This is a genomic window from Achromobacter sp. JD417 (assembly GCF_041879325.1).
GTDB lineage: Bacteria > Pseudomonadota > Gammaproteobacteria > Burkholderiales > Burkholderiaceae_B > Achromobacter > Achromobacter mucicolens.
On sequence record NZ_CP087159.1, the window covers coordinates 98,779 to 117,436 of the forward strand.

Genomic DNA, 18,658 nt, shown 5'->3' on the forward strand with positions numbered 1-18,658 from the left:
CCAAAGCCGGGCAGTTCACTGATCTGCCGGGCTTACTAAATTCACCGACAGAAGGCTCGAAAGCTCCCTTCTTACTCGCACTCCATTCAGGAAAACAGGGTGGTGCAGGCATCCGCCAAGTCATCGAAGTGATGCAGCAGAACATCCGGCTTGACCTCGGCCGCGGGCACTTCTGAATAGCCGAAATCGCGGCCGGTGTTTGGTCTTGGCGCCTGCGCGAGGTGCGCTCATCACGCGCGAGAGATCCAGTTGCCATGCAGTCCCTGGGGCACGCGCTGGGGCATCTCGATCACTGCAACGGGCGCCTCTTCGATGCGGCGCGCGTCCAGCAGCACCAGATTGCTGTTCCTGCGCGCCGGGTCGTAAGTGAAGGCCGCCAGGTAGCCATCGTCCTCCGCAAGAGCGTCCGGCTTAGGCACGTAGGCCGCCTCGCCCACGATCTGGTTGCCCAGGTCATGGCGGGTGTACTTGCCGGTCTCGGTGTCCAGCTTGAGCACCGCGTTGAACACCGCCGATGGCGGATCGGCCTGGCCGAACGAGGAAGTCAACGTAGGCATGTAGACGAAGCGCGTGGTCATGGCTTCGCGCAGATGATTGACGCGCGGAAACTCGGTGATTTCGTTTGAAAAGCCGAAAATCTCGAAGTTACGGCGTGCCGGATCGATGTGCATGCGCTTGAATGTGGGCGTCGGGCCGTTCGCCAGTGCGAACTTGTCGTGCTGCACGTAGTCCACGATGATTTGCTGCCCGCGCTCGAAGCCGTTGGCAAAGTGGAAGACAAAAAAGGGATCGCCTTCAATCCAGACCGGAGCGCCGCCGTCCAGCGGCAGCAACGCGATACGCATGCCCAGGTCGGGGCGCCATTGCAGCATCGACTGGCCGGCCTTGGCTGCCTGGACGTCGAACACCGCCGGCCCGGCGATGAGGACCACGTAATGCTCAGTCAGGATGAAGTCATGAATCATCGTCGGCATGGGAAGTTCGACGGACCTCGTGCCCACCAGTACGCCTGACGCGTTGATGCGATGAAACTTCACCGTGGGCGTGCGCCAGCTGTATTCCAACGCGTAGAGATCGCCGGTGCGTGGGTGGCGCCGGTTGTGAGCCCCCAGCCGCAGCGGTTCTGTGCCGCCCGCGGTCCATTGCCCAAGCGTGTCCAGTTCCGCGGTTACCTCATAGCTGGTTGTAGCCTCGTTCAGTGCAATCAGTCGGCCGCCATGCTGGATGATGTTGACGAAAGCGCCGTTCTTGATTGGCGACGGCACTTCACCCGGGAGGAATACGTCCGGATTGACGCGCACGGGATGCGCGAAGCTGCCGAAGACCGCTTTGCCGGCGCGGCGCTCGACCGCCAGGCTTTGCGTATTCACGAAGCGGTTGCGGTAGCGGGCCTTTCCGTTCTCGATGAACACAGCGTGGATCATGCCGTCGCCGTCGAGCGGATAGGTGTAGCCGATGGGCTTGAATTCCGGGTTGGGTCCGTTGCGCATGTAGACCCCGCGCAAGGCGGCAGGAATTCGCCCGGAAGTCACCCGCAGATCGCGAGCGTCGACCTCGCGCAGTACCGGGAGGAAGTTACCGCTCAAGTGCGGATCATCGTCAATCCAAGGCACGTCCACCCGCTCGGCGGCCCGGGCCAACGGCCACAGTGCAGGGCTGCCAATGAGCGCCGCGCCACAGGCGGCCAGACGATGAAACGAGCGGCGGGTAAGCTGAAGCGGCATGATGGGCACCTCTATAGAGGGATACGGCGCGTGCTGGCGTCGCGGCGGTCGCGCTTCCTCCACGTTAACCGCCTCACGGTACGGTGGGTCCAGACAATTGCCGTACTCAGTATTGGGTATTCCCCAAACTTGCCTTTTGCGGGGGAAGGCAGCCCGTCTTGCATGACTTGCGCTTAGCGGTTGGGTGCCGTCAGTGCGGCTTCCAGTTCAGCCCATCCTTTGACCGGTATTCGGGCTGCCCGGTGCAGCACCCGCCCGCGCCGAAGGCCTGGCGCCCAATGAACGCCGTGACATGGCCTCTTTCCGCGGTGAGCGATTGGCGGATGCATGACGTGGGGAGCGGATAGGGATCACCCTCCAGGACCAACGTCCAGCTGACGTTTCCGCCTTCGGCGGCGTCAACCCGATAGACCTTGCAGTTGTGGACGAGCAGGTGAATGGGCTTGCCAGCCAGTACGCCCTTGAACTGATGTTCAGCCGGCGCTTCACGCGTGGCGATAGTTTCAGCGGTGAGCTTGGATCCGGCCGGCGGGGGCGGCAGCGACGGTTCGCATGCGGCAAGCAGGCTGGTGGCGCATAGCGTCATGGCGATGCGGCGGACGGAATGCTTTGGCAGTGTCTTTATCTTGGTGACCATACGAGCTCCTTGGGCGACATCTTAGGCCGCAAACACCCGATCCACTTAAGCCCACCGGTCGCAAAGAGATGAACCGATCCCGAGGCCACCCGCATCATCCCATCCCCGCGATCCGTCTTCACCCTATAATGGGAACCATTCCCATTAACAAAGCCCGTCCGATGTCCGCCAAGCCCAGCGCCAGTCCCGACGCCGGTATCTCGACGATTTACCGTGACCACCATTCCTGGCTGCATGGCTGGCTGCGCCTGAAGCTTGGCGACGCACACCGCGCGGCGGATCTGGCGCAGGACACGTTTGTCCGCCTGCTCTCGGCCAATTCCTCCACCCAGACCGAAACCGCCCTGCGCGAACCGCGCGCCTATCTGCGCACCATCGCCAACCGCTTGCTGGTGGACCATTGGCGCCGCCAGGAAATCGAGCGCAATTACCTGGCGGTGTTGCAGACCTATCCCCAACAACATTGGCCGTCCGAAGAGTCGCGCCTGGTGATCCTGGAATCGCTGGAGCAGATCGCGCAGATGCTGGGCCGGTTGAGGCCCGGGGTGCGCGAAGTGTTCCTGCTGGCGCAGATGGAGGGCCATACCTGCCCGCAGATCGCGCGGCAGGTGGGCAAGTCGGTGGCGACGGTGGAGCGTTATCTGGCGCAGGCCCTGCAACACTGCTATCGCCTGGTTTATGAGTGCTGATCGCGTGGCGTCGGCAAAGCTCGGCGCGGGTGCGGACGCCACCTTGAACGGCGCGGGCGATGCGGCGGTGCTGGACGCCGCCATCCGTTGGCGCATCAAGCTGCAATACAACACGGCGGACGCGTCCGCTTGGCGGGCCTTTGATGCGTGGTTGGGCGCGAACCCGGCGCATGCGGTGGTCTGGGAGCGCTTGCAGGCCTTGAGCGCGCGGTTGCAGCGCCCGGCGATGGACATGCCGCCGCAAGCCGCGGCGCGAATTCTTCGGCAGACAGGGACGGCGCAGACGCTGCGCTCGCGGCGCAAGGCGTTGATGTCACTGGGCGTGCTGGCGGCGGGCGGCTGGATGGTGTGGCAGGCGCGCGATGCCGCGCTGGTTCAGCATGCGCTGGCCGATGCGTCCACGTCGCGCGGCGAGCGGCGCCGCATCGTACTGCCGGACGGCGGCACGCTGGTGTTGAACACGGATACGGCGGTCAACATCCGTTATGGCGATCAAGCGCAACGGATCACGTTGCTGGCCGGCGAGGTCTATCTGATCTCCGGCAGCGACCCGCTGTCGCGTCCGCTGTTCGTGGAAACGCGCGATGGCCAGGCGCGGGCGTTGGGGACGCGCTATCGGGTGCGTCAGTGCGACGAGGCCAGTGAAGTGTCGGTGGACGAAGGCAAGGTTGCCATGCTGCCGCGCGATGGCGGCGACGCGGCCGGAATGACACTGCAGGCAGGCGAATCCGCGCGGATGACGCGTCAGAAGGTATTCGGTGCGGGGCCGACCGATGTGCGTGTGATGGATGGCAGCGCCTGGGTCGAAGGCGCGTTGTCGGTGCGGGACATGCCGCTCGCCGCATTCCTGCAAGAACTTTCGCGCTATCACGGCGCAATCGAATGCGACCCTGCGGTGGCTCGGCTTAGCGTCTCTGGCGTGTTCCAGTTGGACGACACGCGCAAGGTGCTGGCGTTGCTGCGCCAGATCCTGCCGATCGAGCTGCAATCCGGCCGCATGTGGTGGGGCGGACGCGTGACGCGGGTGCGGTCGCGCGCGTGATGGGCAAGGGCCGGCAAAGAATATTTGAGGGGATCGGCGGATTCGTTCGTCATACCGCTTGAAGCAGTGCGCACTGCCCAAGATGGACCGACCCTCATTGGAGTAACCCTTTCGTGAAGACTTACCGACACCCGGCCGCTGCGGCGCCGGGCGCCCGGGCTTGCTTGCGCGCCTGCCCCACCCCCTCCCTTGCCGTGCTGTTGCCGCTGGCGGCGGCGCTTGGTCTGGCCGCGTTGTCCGCGAGCCCTGCGACCGTGCGCGCCCAGACGGCGCCAGCCACGAACGCGCCCTCTGCCGCGTCTCGCGTCTATGCGATCGCGCCGGGTACGCTGAACGACACCTTGGCGGAATTTGCCAGACAGGCTGGCATTTCGCTGGCGTATTCGGCCTCGCAACTGAACGGCATCCGTAGCGCGGGCCTGAATGGCCAGTATGGCGTGGCCGACGGTCTGCGTGCGTTGCTGTCGGGCACGGGCTATCGCGCCGTCAACGTAGATGGCGGCATTCGCATCGAGGCCGAGCCGCAGTCTGCGGCCAGCACGCTGGCGCCGGTGCTGGTGACGGGCGTTTATAACGCGACCACCGAGGGCTCGAACTCCTATGCGGCCAGGGCGGCGACCATCGGCAAGACGGAAGAGGCGCTCAAGGACATTCCGCAGTCCGTGACGGTGATCACGCGCAGGCGGATGGACGATCAGAATCTGTCGACCATCAGCGAGGTGCTGGAGAACACGACGGGCGTGACGATCAGCGAAGTGGCCGACGGCGGCCGCAATTTTTATTCGCGGGGTTTCAAGATCACGAACATCCAGTACGACGGCGTGCCGCTGTCACGCAGTTTCTATGCGGTGGGCAACAGTTTCACGGGCAGCACGGCGTATCTGGATCGCGTCGAGGTGCTGCGGGGCGCGCAAGGCCTGATGGAAGGCGCGGGCCAGCCGGGCGGATCAGTCAACCTGGTGCGCAAGCGGCCTACGGCCGAGACGCAGGTGCTGATGGAAGCACGCGCGGGCTCGTGGGATCACGTGGGCGGCATGCTGGACGCGGGCGGCGCGCTTAACGCCGACAGCAGTCTGCGGGCACGTGCGGTGCTGGACTACGACACCAAGGGTTCGTTCATCGACGTGGTGAAGGAACGCAACACCAACCTTTACTTTGCGCTGGACTACGACGTGTCGCCGCGCACGACGGTGGGCGCTGGCGTGCTGGTGTCGCGCGTTCGGTCCACGCCCTTCTTTGGCGGCTTGCCGCGCTACAGCGATGGCCGGTCGCTGGACTTGAAGCGTTCAACCTTTCTGGGCGCGGACTGGAATCAGTGGGACCGTGACGAGACCCAGGTTTTTGCTGACCTGACGCATCGGTTCAACAGTGACTGGCGCCTGAACATCGCGGGCACCTACGTGAAGGAAACCAGCCTGACGTCGGCGCTGGATGCGACGGGCGCAGTGGATCCTGTGACGTTGATGGGGCCGATGCGTAACGCCTGGAACTACGACAAGTCCGCGGAGCACTTCGGTTTTGACGCCAACGTGAACGGCCGCTTCACGACGTGGGGCATGGCGCAGGATCTGACGGTGGGCGTGAGCATGTCGCGCCTGAAGTCGACAGATCGGATCGAGTACGCCTCCAACTACCTGCCCCTGGATGTCTTCAATCCAGATCCGCATGTGCACAAACCCGACAGCTTTCCGGACTCGCAGCGCTTGTCCCGCTATGACCCGCATGTGCAGAAAGGCATCTATGCGCAGTTGCGCAGCAGCCTGACGGATGACCTGACGCTGGTCTCGGGCGGACGATTCAGTTGGTTTGAAAGCCGCTACACGACGCAGGCCGCGACGTGGGACGACGTCAGCACCGCGAAAGCCAGCGCCGAGTTCACGCCGTTCCTGGGCCTCGTGTATGCCTTGACGCCGCAGTGGTCGGCCTATGCCAGCTATGCGGACATCTTCGAGCCGCAGACGGCCACCACGTTGGACGGCAGCGTCCTCAAGCCCATCGTGGGCGCCAACTATGAAGTGGGCATCAAGGGCGAGTTGATGGACGGCAGGCTGAACACGTCGCTTGCTGTGTACCGGATCGACCAGAAGAATCGCGCGGTGCAGGATTACGAGGCTGGACCGGTTTGCAATGGCGGCTATTGCTCGCGGGCGGCGGGCAAGGTGCGCAGCCAGGGCTTCGAGGCCGAGATGAGCGGCGAACTGGCGCGAGGCTTGCAAGTGGCTGCGGGCTATACGTTCAACAGCAACAAGTATCTGAGCGACCCCGAGCGGGCGGGTCAGACCTTCAGCGAGGAAACGCCGCGGCACATGCTGCGCGTCTGGAGCGAGTACCGCCTGCCGGGTGACCTGAATCGGTTGAGCGTGGGCGCGGGCGTCAATTGGCAGAGCGCGTTAACGAACACGATTTCAAACGTGCGGCGCCCTTCGTATAGCGTCTGGAATGCGCGCGTCGCGTACGACCTGACCTCGCACTGGACCGCCGCCGTGAACGTGAACAACCTGTTCGACAAGGTCTATTACGAGTACCCGGGCTATCTGGAAAACCGCAACAACTACGGCGCCCCGCGCAGCGTGCTGCTGACGCTGCGGGGAAGGTTCTGATGCGTTCTTGATGCGATTGAAAGCGGCCTGCCGGATGTCTAGGCGGGCCGTTTGCTTTCCGTACGGTCAGGCGACGTTGGCAAACCGCTTTTCCAGGTACGCGATGATGTCGTTGGACTCGTACATCCAGCGCGTGCCCTCGGCGTCTTCGATGCGCAAACAAGGCACCTTCACCTTGCCGCCGCCCGCCTGCAACGCGGCGCGCGCGTCGGGATCATGCTTGGCATCCTTCAGCGCGACCGGCACGTTCAGGCGATGCATGGCGCGGCGGGTCTTCACGCAGAAGGGGCAGGCCTGGAATTGATACAGCGAGAGCGCGGCCGCTTCGGCGTTGACGGCGGCCTGGCCTTGCGGCGAGCGCTTCTGCGGACGCGGGCGGGTCAGTGCGTCGCCCAGGACAATGATTTGACCCAGGCCGACACGCAGGGCTTTGACGAGCATGGATGTGGACTCGGAATGTTGAAGAAGGCTGCCAGTCTACTCTGAGCGGCGACGCCGACGCTGACGGGCCGTCTACGAGGCAGGCACATGGCCCGCCACCGGCATGTGGCGGGAGGTATCCCGCGACGTGATCAGGAAGCGGATGCCGCTCGTCCCATCGCGTGAATGTTCGCCGCGATATCATGCCCTGGTGTCTTCGCCCCGGGGCCTTGTTCAGCCGCAGGGGCAACAGACGCCGATAGGCTCAACAACCAATCTCATAAAGGAACGAAGACCGATGTCGCTTTCTCGCCGCGTGCTTGCCCTTGTATGCGTGTCCGCCCTGTCCGCCCCGGTTGCCGCCTGGGCGCAGTCGACAAACGATAAAGCGACACAAGCCGAGGCGGCAGCCATGTGGAAGCGGCATCTTGAGAACACCGACAAGCTGTTCGACCAAGCCCGCAAGGACATGGCGATCGTGGTGATCCCAACCGTCAATTTCGATGCGGGACCACCGCGCAACTTCGACGATGCGGACACGCGGGATCAATTCACTCGTCAACGCAGCACGCTCCTGCATTGGCAGCACAAGACCGAGAAGGGCTTCGCGATGACCGTGGGGCAAGGCAAGCACAAGTTTGATTTCTCCGACACGGGCCCGCTGTTCCAGACGACGCGCGGCGCATTGGCGTATCAAGTGATCCCGGTGTGGCCCGGCGAGTACCGGCTCAATCGCATTACCTACCACCAGCCGCGCACGGCGTTGCCGGACTCCGACGCGCGTGCAAAATCGATGGACTATCAGAAAGACCTCGGCATGGCGACGCTGACCGAGACGCCGGATATCGACTTCAAGAAGGATGGGCCTTGGACGCCGATCACGCCAAGCGAGGATGGGCTAGGCGCAGGCTGCGAGGTCACGTTGCGCATCGGTGAAGGCTGCGATGAGGCCGCGCGGGAGTATCGGTGGGTGGAAGGGGCCAAGCGCGCGTTCCACAACCGCGAGGCAGAGATGTTGCCCATCGCCGGCGTTGACACGGAACTGCTCTTTACGCCGTTGGCGACGATCACGCTGAAAGCGGGTGATGTGGTGCTGATGGATGGGTACAAGATGCCGGACGATCAGCCGGTCATGGTCAAAGATTCTTGCGGGGTGTTGGCGCGGGAATGGGTGTGTTTGCTGGAGTCGATGACGCTGGAGCGGCTGCCTGCCAGTCTGGAGGATTTTCGGAAGGCGCCTTCTGCTGCGAGTTTCAAGCTGCCTAAGCTGGATGCCGCGTTGAAGGAGCTGGTTTATCGGGAGCCCAAGTATTACTTCGAACCTGCGGCTGGGGCGGCGAATCGGTTTGAGATGAGGAAGTAGGGTTTCAGTGCAAGGCCTAAGCCGGCTGACCAAGGCCGGTGGTCTTGGTTACGGCCTAGTTCCGCGCCAGCAGGCAACAAGATTTTGGCTGTCTGGCCGGTGGCTTGCTCCGGTGTCTGACACCCGTTGAGACGCCGCTACAGATTGATGAGCGTCTCCATAGGGTGTCAGACACCTGCGTTTGATAGGGTGCTGCATCGCGGTCGGCGTGTGTGCAGCGCCGAGGCAACCCTCAGCCCTGCGCCACCTCATTCCCATTCAACGTCCGAAGCCGCCTCAACTCCGGAAACCACCGCATCCAAAGCGCGGCGACCGCAATCGTCCCCACCCCGCCAATCACCACGGCGGGCACCGCACCGAACAATTGCGCGGTGAGCCCAGACTCAAATTCCCCAAGCTGGTTCGACGCACCGACAAACAAGGTGTTCACCGCGCTGACCCGCCCCAGCATGTGATCGGGCGTATTCAACTGCACTAGCGATGACCGCACGACAACGCTGACCGCGTCCGCTGCGCCCAGCACGACCAGCGCGGCAATCGACATCGGAATCGATGTCGACAGCCCGAACGCCGTGGTCGCCAGGCCGAATACGATGAGCGAACCGAACAGCAGCCGGCCAACGTTCTCACCCAGACTCAGGCGCGCCAGCGTCAACGACATCAACGCCGCACCGCAAGCCGGAGCCGCGCGCAATGCGCCAAGCGCCCAAGGCCCGGCATTGAGAATGTCCTTCGCAAAGATCGGCAGCAGCGCAGTCGCCCCGCCCAGCAGTACCGCAAAGAGATCCAGCGACAGCGTGCCCAGCAGCAACCGCCGCTGGAAGATGAAGGTGATGCCGCCGAACAGCGTGCGCCACGTGGTCGGTTCCTTGCGCGGCGGCGCGCGGTCGATGACGAGGGTGGCGATGGCGATGAAGGCCGTCAGATACAACGCAGCGGCGACGCAGTAGATCCACCCAGCCCCGAGGCTGTAGCCGACGCCGCCGAGCGCGGGGCCGGCGATCTGCGCGATCTGGCCGCCGGATGAGGACAGCGCGGTGGCGCGAGGGAGCCATTCGCGCGGGACGACGGCGGGGATGAGCGTGGAGAGCGTCGGCGCTTCGAAGGCGCGGGCCGAGCTCATGATGATGATGGTGGCGTAGATGAGCGTCTTGCCGCCGACGCCGTGCAGCGCGGCGATGGCGAGGACCAGCGTGGCCAGGGCTTCTAGCGCCATGCAGAGGGCGACGATCTTGCGGCGGTCGTAGCGGTCGGCGACGTGGCCGACGACGAGCGTGAGCGCGGCCATGGGCAGGAATTGGGCGAGGCCGATGAGGCCCAGGTCTAGCGCGCTGCCGGAGAGCGCATAGATCTGCCAGCCCACGGCGACGGAGACGATCTGGAACGCCAGTGACGCGGCGACCCGGCCGCAGAGGAAATGCAGGAACGGCGGACGGGAAAGCGGACTGGGCGTGTCGGCGGCGGACATGGTGGGCGTTGCGCGGGGGAAGAGCCGATTCTAGGCGCGGGGCGCTGACGGATAGCTAAACCGGCTTGCCCCAAAAACAAAGCGGCTCCGAGCGAAACCGCCGGGAGCCGCGAGCCAAACCCAAAAGGCCGTTACTCGATCGAGACGAGCTCCGCGCCTTCCGTCACCTGATCCCCCACCCCATAGAACACTTCCCCCACCGTACCGTCCGCCGTGGCAGAAATAGTGTGCTCCATCTTCATCGCTTCCATCACAAGCAGCGGCTGGCCCTTCTCGACCTTGTCGCCGGCCTTGACCGAGATCGAGATGATCTTGCCAGGCATGGGAGCGGCCAGGCCCGCGCCGTGTTCACCTTGCGTGTCCTGCGAGTGCGTCAGCGCGTCATACAGCTCCAGGACGTGCGAGCCGTCCTCGCGGAAGACGTAGGCGCGGTCGCCGTGCAGGACGACCGTGCCGGCGCTCTCGTGGCCTTGCAGGGTGATCCGCAGGCCGTAGGCCAGGTTGGGATTGGCGCTGGCGTGCGAGCGCCACAGGAAGGGGCGTGCGCCGTCGCCGGTGTCCAGCGTCCACGCGCCGCCTTGACGGGCGACGGTGACGTGACGGGCTTCGCCGTTGTCGGTCCATTGCAGTTGACGCCGATACTGGCCGCCCAGCCGCCAGCCGTCGCGCGCGTCCCACGGGTCGGCGGGGCCCTTGCCCGCGCCTTGCGCGCCCGGCTGCGCCAGCCCTTGGCGCACCAGCACGGCGGCGGTGGCCAGCGCCAGTGCGTCGGCGTCGGCGGGTTGCGGGTCGGGCAGCAGCGTGGCGCGTTGGCGTTCGATGAGGCCGGTGTCCAGATCGGCGGCGGCGAACGCGCTGTCCTTCATCAAACGGGACAGGAACGCGACGTTGGTCTGCACGCCTACGGCCTGCGTCTGCGCCAAGGCTTGCAGCATGCGGGCGCGGGCCTGGTCGCGGTCGGCGCCGTGCACGATGAGCTTGGCGATCATCGGGTCGTAGAACGGGGTGATGGTGTCGCCCATGCGCACGCCGCCGTCGACGCGGATGTCGCCGTTGGCAAACGCAGTGTGCGGCGGCAGGCCCAGGTAGGCGAGCGTGCCGATGGACGGCAGAAAGCCCTTCTCGGGGTTCTCGGCGTAGATGCGGGCCTCGATGGCGTGGCCGTTGATGCGCAGGTCTTCCTGGCGCGCGGGAAGCGGCTGGCCGGCGGCGACGCGCAATTGCCATTCGACGAGGTCGTGGCCGGTGATCATTTCGGTGACCGGGTGCTCGACCTGCAGGCGCGTGTTCATCTCCATGAAGTAGAAGCGGCCGTCGGGCTCGGCGATGAATTCCACCGTGCCCGCGCCCACGTAGCCGACGGCGCGCGCGGCGGCGACGGCGGCTTCGCCCATGGCGCGGCGACGTTCTTCGGTCATGCCGGGGGCGGGCGCTTCTTCGATGACTTTCTGGTGGCGGCGCTGCACGGAGCAGTCGCGTTCGAAGAGGTACACGCAGTTGCCGTACGTGTCGGCAAACACCTGGATTTCGATGTGGCGCGGCTTTTGCAGATAGCGTTCGATCAGGACGCGGTCGTCGCCGAAGCTGGAGGCGGCTTCGCGCTGGCACGAGGCCAATGCATCAAGGAATGCGCCGGACGATTCGACGATGCGCATGCCCTTGCCGCCGCCGCCCGCGCTGGCCTTGATGAGCACGGGATAGCCGATGCTGTCGGCCTGCGATTTGAGGAACTGCGGGTCCTGGTTGTCGCCGTGGTAGCCGGGCACGAGCGGCACGCCGGCTTTTTCCATGAGGGTCTTGGCGGCGGACTTGCTGCCCATGGCGGCGATGGCCGATGCCGGCGGGCCGACGAAGGCGATGCCGGCGTCTTGCGCGGCCTGGGCGAAGGCTTCGTTCTCGGACAGGAAGCCGTAGCCGGGGTGGATGGCGCCGGCGCCGGTGTCGCGCGCGGCTTGCAGAATGGCGTCGGCGCGCAGGTAGCTGGCGCGCGGCTCGGAGCCGCCGATGTAGACGGCCTGGTCGCAGGCGGCGACGTGGCGGGCGTTGGCGTCCGCGTCGGAATAGACGGCGACGGTGCGCAGTCCCATGCGGCGCGCGGTGGCGGCGACGCGGCAGGCGATTTCGCCGCGGTTGGCAATCAGCACAGTATCGAACATTGCGTTATCCAAGCTGAAGTTGTTTGTTGACAGCGGTGCGGCGAGGGCACTGCCGCTAAATTTCTAACCATCGTTCCCCGACTGCGCCGGCCCTGTCGGGGGCACTGCGGATCCGGCTCCGCCGGTCCGCCAGTTCCGCCCCCTTGAGGGGGCGCGCGAAGCGCGTAGGGGGTGGGCTCTACATCCGGAAGACACCGAACTTGGTGTCTTCAATAGGCGCATTCAACGCCGCGGACAACGCCAGTCCCAACACGCGGCGCGTGTCGGCCGGGGCGATGATGCCGTCGTCCCACAACCTTGCGGTGGCGTAGTACGGATGGCCTTCGCGCTCGTACTGCTCGCGGATCGGGGCCTTGAAGGCATTTTCTTCGTCCGCCGACCATTGCCCGCCGCGGGCTTCGATGCCGTCGCGCTTCACAGTCGCCAGCACGCTGGCGGCCTGTTCGCCGCCCATGACCGAGATGCGGGCGTTGGGCCACATGAAGAGCATGCGCGGCGAATAGGCACGGCCGCACATGCCGTAGTTGCCGGCGCCGAACGAGCCGCCGATCAGCACGGTGAACTTGGGCACGTTGGCGGTGGCGACGGCCGTCACCATCTTCGCGCCGTGGCGCGCGATGCCTTCGTTTTCGTATTTGCGGCCGACCATGAAGCCGGTGATGTTCTGCAGGAACACCAGCGGGATCTTGCGCTGCGCGCACAGCTCGATGAAGTGCGCGCCTTTTTGCGCGGACTCGGAGAACAGGATGCCGTTGTTGGCGACGATGCCGACGGGCATGCCGTGGATGTGCGCAAAGCCGGTGACCAGCGTGGGGCCGAAGCGGGCCTTGAACTCGTCGAACTCGGAGCCGTCGACGATGCGCGCGATGACTTCGCGTACGTCGTAGGGCTTGCGGGTGTCGGCGGGAATGATGCCGTTCAGTTCGCTGGGATCGAAGCGCGGCTCGCGCACAGGGATGGTGGCCAGCGGCTGGGGCTTCTTGCGGTTCAGGCGCGCGACGGCGTTGCGCGCCAGTTGCAGCGCGTGCATGTCGTTGGCGGCCAGGTGGTCGACAACGCCCGACAGGCGCGTGTGCACGTCGCCGCCGCCCAGGTCTTCGGCGCTGACTTCTTCTCCGGTGGCGGCTTTGACCAGCGGCGGGCCGCCCAGAAAGATGGTGCCCTGGTTGCGCACGATGATGGACTCGTCGCTCATGGCGGGCACGTACGCGCCGCCGGCGGTGCAAGAGCCCATCACCACGGCGATCTGCGCGATGCCCTGCGCCGACATCTGCGCCTGGTTGTAGAAGATGCGGCCGAAGTGTTCGCGGTCGGGAAAGACCTCGTCCTGCTGCGGCAGGTTGGCGCCGCCCGAATCCACCAGATACACGCAGGGCAGATGGTTCTGCGCGGCGATCTCCTGCGCGCGCAGGTGCTTTTTGACGGTCATCGGATAGTAGGTGCCGCCCTTGACCGTGGCGTCGTTGCAGACGATCACGCACTCGGTGCCGGACACGCGGCCGATGCCGGTGATGACGCCGGCGCCGGGCGCATCGCCGTCGTACATGCCATGCGCCGCCATCGGCGACAGTTCCAGGAACGGGGTGCCCGGATCGATCAGGTTCTCCACGCGGTCACGCGGCAAGAGCTTGCCGCGCGCCGTGTGCTTGGCGCGGGCGGATTCGCTGCCGCCCAAGGCGGTCTGCGCCAGTTGCTGGTTCAGATCGTCCAGTTGCGCCTGCATGGCGCTGGCGTTGTCGATGTAGTCCTGCGACCGCGGATTGATGCGGGATTCGATGATGGGCATGGGGTACCACCCGTCCTGCTTGATTGGAATTTGAAGGCGCTCGAAAAAGAGCGGGTTGTCTCGCTGCCCGGTGGGCCGGGCATTCTTGTCGATTTGGTAAATCAGGATTTCGTTGCGCCTTTCCTGCCTGACCCGCGACCGACCCGTCGCGGTGATTGCCCTGCCAGAAAGGCGCAGCGGAATCCTGCTCGGGGGAGGGACGAAACCCTTCACCAAGCAGGCAGCCGCTTAGACCATTTCGATGGCCATCGCGACGGCTTCGCCGCCGCCGATGCACAGCGTGGCCACGCCGCGCTTGCCGCCGGTCTTGCGCAACGCGCCGATCAGGGTGGCCATCAGGCGCGCGCCCGAAGCGCCGATCGGGTGGCCCAGGGCGGTGGCGCCGCCGTGGATGTTGACCTTGTCATGCGGAAGCTTGAAGTCGGTCATGGCGGCCATGGTGACCACCGCGAAGGCTTCGTTGATTTCGTACAGGTCCACGTCCTCGGCCGTCCAGCCGGTCTTCTTGAACAGGTTCTTCAGCGCGCCGACGGGGGCGGTGGTGAACCAGTTGGGTTCCTGCGAGTGCTGCGAGTGCGCGACGATGCGGGCCAGCGGTTTGACGCCGAGCTTTTCGGCGGTGGACGCGCGCATCAGCACCATGGCGGCGGCGCCGTCGGAGATCGACGACGAGTTCGCGGCGGTGACGGTGCCGTCTTTCTTGAAGGCGGGCTTGAGCGTCGGGATCTTTTCCGGCATGGCCTTGGTGGGCGCTTCGTCGGTGTCGATCACGGTGTCGCCCTTGCGGCCGGCAACGGTGACGGGGGCGATTTCCCACTTGAAGCTGCCGTCCTCCGAGGCCGCGCGCGCGCGGCGCAGCGATTCCAGCGAGAATTCGTCCTGCTGTTCACGCGTGAACGAATACTTGGAGGCGCAATCTTCGGCGAACACGCCCATGGCCTTGCCCTTGTCGTAGGCGTCTTCCAGGCCGTCCAGCGCCATGTGGTCGTACACGGTGTTGTGGCCGTAGCGGTAGCCCTGGCGGCCCTTGAGCAGCAGGTACGGCGCGTTGCTCATGCTTTCCTGGCCGCCGGCCACGACGATTTCGGCGCTGCCCGAAGCCAGCAGGTCATGGCCGAACATCGCGGCCTTCAGGCCCGAGCCGCACACTTTGTGGATAGTGGTGCACGCGACGCCCAGCGGCAGCCCGGCGCCCAGCGCGGCCTGGCGGGCGGGCGCCTGGCCTTGGCCAGCCTGCAGCACGTTGCCCATGATGACTTCGTCGACCTGCTCCGGCTTGATGCCGGCGCGTTCGACCGCGGCCTTGATGGCGACCGAGCCCAGCTCGTGCGCGGCCAGGCCGGACAGGCTGCCCAGCATGCCGCCCATGGGCGTGCGGGCGACGGAAACGATGACGATGGGATCTGACATGACTTGCTCCTGTGAGGGTCGGGACAGCGATTGGGTTACAACACCGCGTGGCCGTTTGAAGGGCGGTCTGAACGCAGGCGTCTGTCCTTATCGTAAGGGAAAAATTCTTCGATCCGGCCTTGCGCCACGTGGGCGCGGCAGGCCTGCCACCAGTCCGGTTCCAAGAGGTCGGCATGGTGACGCATGAAGGCGCCGCGCACCCGCGCATCGCCCAGCAGGAAGCGGCCGAATTCCTCGGGGAAGACGTCGTTCGGACCGATGGCGTACCAGGGTTCGGCGGCCATCTCCGCTTCTTCATTCGGGGCCGGCGGGATGCGCCGGAAGTTCATTTCGGTCATGCGCTGGATTTCGTCGTAGTCATAAAAGACGACCCGGCCCAGGCGCGTGACGCCGAAATTCTTGTAAAGCATGTCGCCGGGGAAGATATTGGCCGCGGCCAGTTGCCGGATGGCGTCCCCGTATTCGCGCACCGCGTGGTCCAGCAACGCGTCCGGCGCCTGCTGCAGGTACAGGTTCAGCGGGGTCATCCGGCGTTCGATGTAGACATGGCGGATGACGACGGTGTCGGCGGTTTCCTCGATAAGGCTGGGCACCAGCCGGCGCAGTTCGTCCAGCAGCGCAGGCGCGAAGCGGGCGCGCGGCAGGGCGACCTGGGAATACTCCCAGGTGTCGGCCATGCGGCCGACGCGATCGTGCAGTTTGACCATCTGGTACTTGCGCCGCACGGTGGCGTGGTCCATGCCGTCCTTGTCGATGCGGTCCTTGATGAGCTTGAACACGTACGGGTAGGACGGCAGCGTGAACACGCACATCACCATGCCCTTGATGCCGGGGGCGATGTCGAACGCGTCGCGCGAATGCGCCAGATGATGCAGGAAGTCGCGGTAGAACAGCGTCTTGCCCTGCTTTTGCAGGCCGATCATGGTGTAGAGCTCGGCCTTGGGCTTGCGCGGCAATAGGCTCGACAGGAAGTTGACCACGGCCGCGGGCGTTTCCATGTCCACCAGAAAATACGCGCGGGTAAAGCTGAACAGCGTGCTCAGGTCGTCCGCGCCCAAGAGCAGCGCGTCCAGCGTGACCTGCCCGGCCGGATTGCGCGTCAGCGCGATGGCAAAGGGATAGACGGTGGTCTGGTTGATCAGGCGGCCGACGATGTAGGCGCCCTTGTTGCGAAAGAACAGCGAGCCCAGCGCATGGATCTGGCAGTCGGTGGCGATGCGCCGGCCGACGTGGCGCGGCAGCACGGCGCGCAGCTTGGATACGGCGGCACGCGCCAGCAATCGCGTGTCGCGCGGCAGGTCTTCGAAGGGCAGCGCCAGGCCAAAATCGGCCACCATGCGGATCAGGCTTTTTTCCAGGCCGTCGGTCACCGGGTAATACACGCGGTAGGACGGGATGCTGCTGTCCAGGTAGTCGGTGGCGACGGCCGGCCGGACGAACAGGAAGTCGTTGTGGAAGTAGTCGCGGTGCAGCAGCCGGCACGACACCGAGTTAAAGAAGGTCTCGGCGCACTCGGGCTGGCGGTGTTCGCCCAGGAGGCCGACGAACTCCTGCTTGATGTCTTGCCAGTAGGCGGTCTGCGCGTCGGTCAGGGACGGGGCGTCGGCGCCATTGCCGCCACCGTTGCCCGCGCCGTTTCCACCCACCGCGCCTTCCGGCCGCCCGCGCAGCACGCCTTCCAGCTGCGTGGCGCATTCGCGCACACGCATGTCGTAGTACTCGATTCGTTCGCGCGACAGGTGCTGGATGCCGTGCCAGTCGCCGGATTCGAACAGCGCCTTGGCGCGCTGCGCGCTGTAGCGAAACAGCGCATAGTGCCGGTCAAAACCCGCCAGGATCAGACGCGCGACGTCCAGCGGCGAGGGGCCCGGGGCGGGCGCCTGCTCGATGTGCTGGATGTCGGACGTGCGGATCATGGCGCGGGCTGTGGATATGGCGTCAGGCGGTTTCGTTGAAGAGTTCGCGGCCGATCAGCATGCGGCGGATTTCGCTGGTGCCGGCGCCAATCTCGTACAGCTTGGCGTCGCGCCACAGGCGGCCGACCGGGTATTCGTTGATGTAGCCGTTGCCGCCCAGGATCTGCACGCCCTCGCCCGCCATCCACGTGGCCTTTTCGGCGGTGTACAGGATGAGCGCGGCGCAGTCCTTGCGCACCTGGCGCACGTGGTCGGACCCCAGTTTGTCCAGGTTCTTGCCGACCTGATAGCAGAAGGCGCGGCTGGCTTGCAGCGTGGTGTACAGGTCGGCGACCTTGCCCTGAATGAGCTGGAATTCGCCGATGGCCTGACCGAACTGCTTGCGGTCGTGGATATAGGGCACCACCACGTCCATCACGGCCTGCATGATGCCCAGCGGTCCGCCGGACAGCACGGCGCGTTCGTAGTCCAGGCCGCTCATCAGCACCTTCACGCCGCCGTTGACCTGGCCCAGCACGTTTTCTTCGGGGATTTCGCAGTCCTGGAACACCAGCTCGCCGGTGTGGCTGCCGCGCATGCCCAGCTTGTCCAGCTTCTGCGCCACGGAGAAGCCCTTGAAGCCCTTTTCGACGAGAAAGGCGGTGATGCCGCGCTGGTGGGCCTCGGGGTCGGTCTTGGCGTAGACGACGAGGGTGTCGGCGTCCGGGCCGTTGGTGATCCACATCTTGGTGCCGTTCAGCACGTAGCGGTCGCCCTTTTTGTCGGCGCGCAGCTTCATGCTGACAACGTCCGAGCCCGCGCCCGGTTCGCTCATGGCCAGCGCGCCCACGTGCTCGCCGGAGATGAGCTTGGGCAGGTACTTGGCCTTCTGGGCGGCGGTGCCGTTGCGGTTGATCTGGTTCACGCACAGGTTGGAGTGCGCGCCGTACGACAGGCCGATCGAGGCGCTGGCGCGGGAGATTTCCTCCATGACGACCATGTGGGCCAGGTAACCCATGTTGGCGCCGCCGTATTCCTCGTCGGCGGTCATGCCCAGCACGCCGAGGTCACCGAATTTGCGCCACAGGTCCATGGGGAATTGGTCGCTGCGATCGACTTGGGCGGCGCGCGGCGCGATCTCGGCCTGCGCGAAGTTGCGTACGGCGTCGCGCAGCATGTCCAGGTCTTCGCCCAGGTCGAAGTTCAGGCCGGGAAGATTCATCAGTGTCTCCGTGATAGTAGGTGCTTACATTCATGGGCCTGCGCGTGCGTGTCTTGGCCGCCGTCGCGGGAGTGATCCATGATGCGCCGTTCGTCCGGCGCCGCGCAATGATGCAGTGCAAATATTACGTTTACGTAAACGTAAATTGGATGAGGGTTATCCCTAGCGTGTTGTGGGCGCGGCGGAAGGGACGATGGGCAATACTTGATGCGACCCTTTAATCCTGAAACATCCGACGGAGTCAGC

13 protein-coding genes are annotated in these 18,658 nt (G+C 65.2%); 4 read left to right on the forward strand and 9 right to left on the reverse strand.

All coding sequences use genetic code 11. The features are described from left to right. Positions 1 to 230: 230 nt before the first annotated feature. Both LN047_RS00485 and LN047_RS00490 read right to left on the reverse strand, forming a co-directional pair. Complete coding sequence (locus LN047_RS00485; RefSeq protein WP_373980900.1) at positions 231 to 1,724, reverse strand: carotenoid oxygenase family protein; 1,494 nt, start codon at positions 1,722 to 1,724, stop codon at positions 231 to 233. Between the two features lie 190 nt (positions 1,725 to 1,914). After that, complete coding sequence (locus LN047_RS00490; protein WP_271263931.1) at positions 1,915 to 2,361, reverse strand: hypothetical protein; 447 nt, start codon at positions 2,359 to 2,361, stop codon at positions 1,915 to 1,917. A gap of 161 nt (positions 2,362 to 2,522) precedes the next feature. Here LN047_RS00490 and LN047_RS00495 point away from each other — a divergent pair, with 161 nt between their 5' ends. The 3 genes from LN047_RS00495 (at position 2,523) to LN047_RS00505 (ending at position 6,692) form a co-directional block, all read left to right on the forward strand. Beyond that, positions 2,523 to 3,050 (forward strand): sigma-70 family RNA polymerase sigma factor, encoded by a 528-nt coding sequence (locus tag LN047_RS00495; protein WP_063954182.1) that lies wholly within the window; start codon positions 2,523 to 2,525, stop codon positions 3,048 to 3,050. Further along, positions 3,040 to 4,092, forward strand: a complete 1,053-nt coding sequence (locus LN047_RS00500; RefSeq protein WP_373980901.1) for a FecR domain-containing protein — start codon at positions 3,040 to 3,042, stop codon at positions 4,090 to 4,092. The genes LN047_RS00495 and LN047_RS00500 overlap by 11 nt, the downstream gene beginning before the upstream one ends. A 113-nt stretch (positions 4,093 to 4,205) precedes the next feature. Beyond that, entirely contained in the window at positions 4,206 to 6,692 is a 2,487-nt protein-coding gene (locus LN047_RS00505) for a TonB-dependent siderophore receptor (RefSeq protein WP_373980902.1), read from the forward strand. Between the two features lie 66 nt (positions 6,693 to 6,758). On the opposite strand, the gene LN047_RS00510 is transcribed toward LN047_RS00505, so the two are convergent. Continuing rightward, on the reverse strand, positions 6,759 to 7,133 hold the full coding sequence (locus LN047_RS00510) for a glutaredoxin family protein (RefSeq protein ID WP_373980903.1): 375 nt from the start codon (positions 7,131 to 7,133) through the stop codon (positions 6,759 to 6,761). A 277-nt stretch (positions 7,134 to 7,410) separates the two neighbouring features. On the opposite strand from LN047_RS00510, the gene LN047_RS00515 reads away from it, so the two are divergent. Further along, complete coding sequence (locus tag LN047_RS00515) at positions 7,411 to 8,475, forward strand: hypothetical protein (protein WP_373980904.1); 1,065 nt, start codon at positions 7,411 to 7,413, stop codon at positions 8,473 to 8,475. A gap of 232 nt (positions 8,476 to 8,707) precedes the next feature. Here LN047_RS00515 and LN047_RS00520 read toward each other — a convergent pair whose 3' ends face one another. From LN047_RS00520 to LN047_RS00545, 6 genes are all read right to left on the reverse strand, one after another. Continuing rightward, positions 8,708 to 9,943: an MFS transporter gene (locus LN047_RS00520; RefSeq protein WP_373980905.1), complete on the reverse strand. Its 1,236-nt coding sequence runs from the start codon at positions 9,941 to 9,943 to the stop codon at positions 8,708 to 8,710. 131 nt (positions 9,944 to 10,074) lie between these two features. Further along, positions 10,075 to 12,099 carry a biotin carboxylase N-terminal domain-containing protein gene (locus tag LN047_RS00525; RefSeq protein WP_373980906.1) on the reverse strand — a complete coding sequence of 675 codons (2,025 nt, stop codon included), beginning with the start codon at positions 12,097 to 12,099 and terminating at the stop codon, positions 10,075 to 10,077. A gap of 178 nt (positions 12,100 to 12,277) precedes the next feature. Further along, positions 12,278 to 13,885, reverse strand: coding sequence for a carboxyl transferase domain-containing protein (locus LN047_RS00530; protein WP_056327727.1), 1,608 nt, complete (start codon positions 13,883 to 13,885; stop codon positions 12,278 to 12,280). A 228-nt stretch (positions 13,886 to 14,113) separates the two neighbouring features. After that, positions 14,114 to 15,295 carry an acetyl-CoA C-acetyltransferase gene (locus LN047_RS00535; RefSeq protein ID WP_062839373.1) on the reverse strand — a complete coding sequence of 394 codons (1,182 nt, stop codon included), beginning with the start codon at positions 15,293 to 15,295 and terminating at the stop codon, positions 14,114 to 14,116. Between the two features lie 35 nt (positions 15,296 to 15,330). Continuing rightward, positions 15,331 to 17,211 carry a bifunctional isocitrate dehydrogenase kinase/phosphatase gene (gene aceK / locus LN047_RS00540; RefSeq protein ID WP_373980907.1) on the reverse strand — a complete coding sequence of 627 codons (1,881 nt, stop codon included), beginning with the start codon at positions 17,209 to 17,211 and terminating at the stop codon, positions 15,331 to 15,333. Between the two features lie 22 nt (positions 17,212 to 17,233). Next, positions 17,234 to 18,412 carry an isovaleryl-CoA dehydrogenase gene (locus LN047_RS00545; protein WP_063954174.1) on the reverse strand — a complete coding sequence of 393 codons (1,179 nt, stop codon included), beginning with the start codon at positions 18,410 to 18,412 and terminating at the stop codon, positions 17,234 to 17,236. Positions 18,413 to 18,658 lie beyond the last annotated feature (246 nt).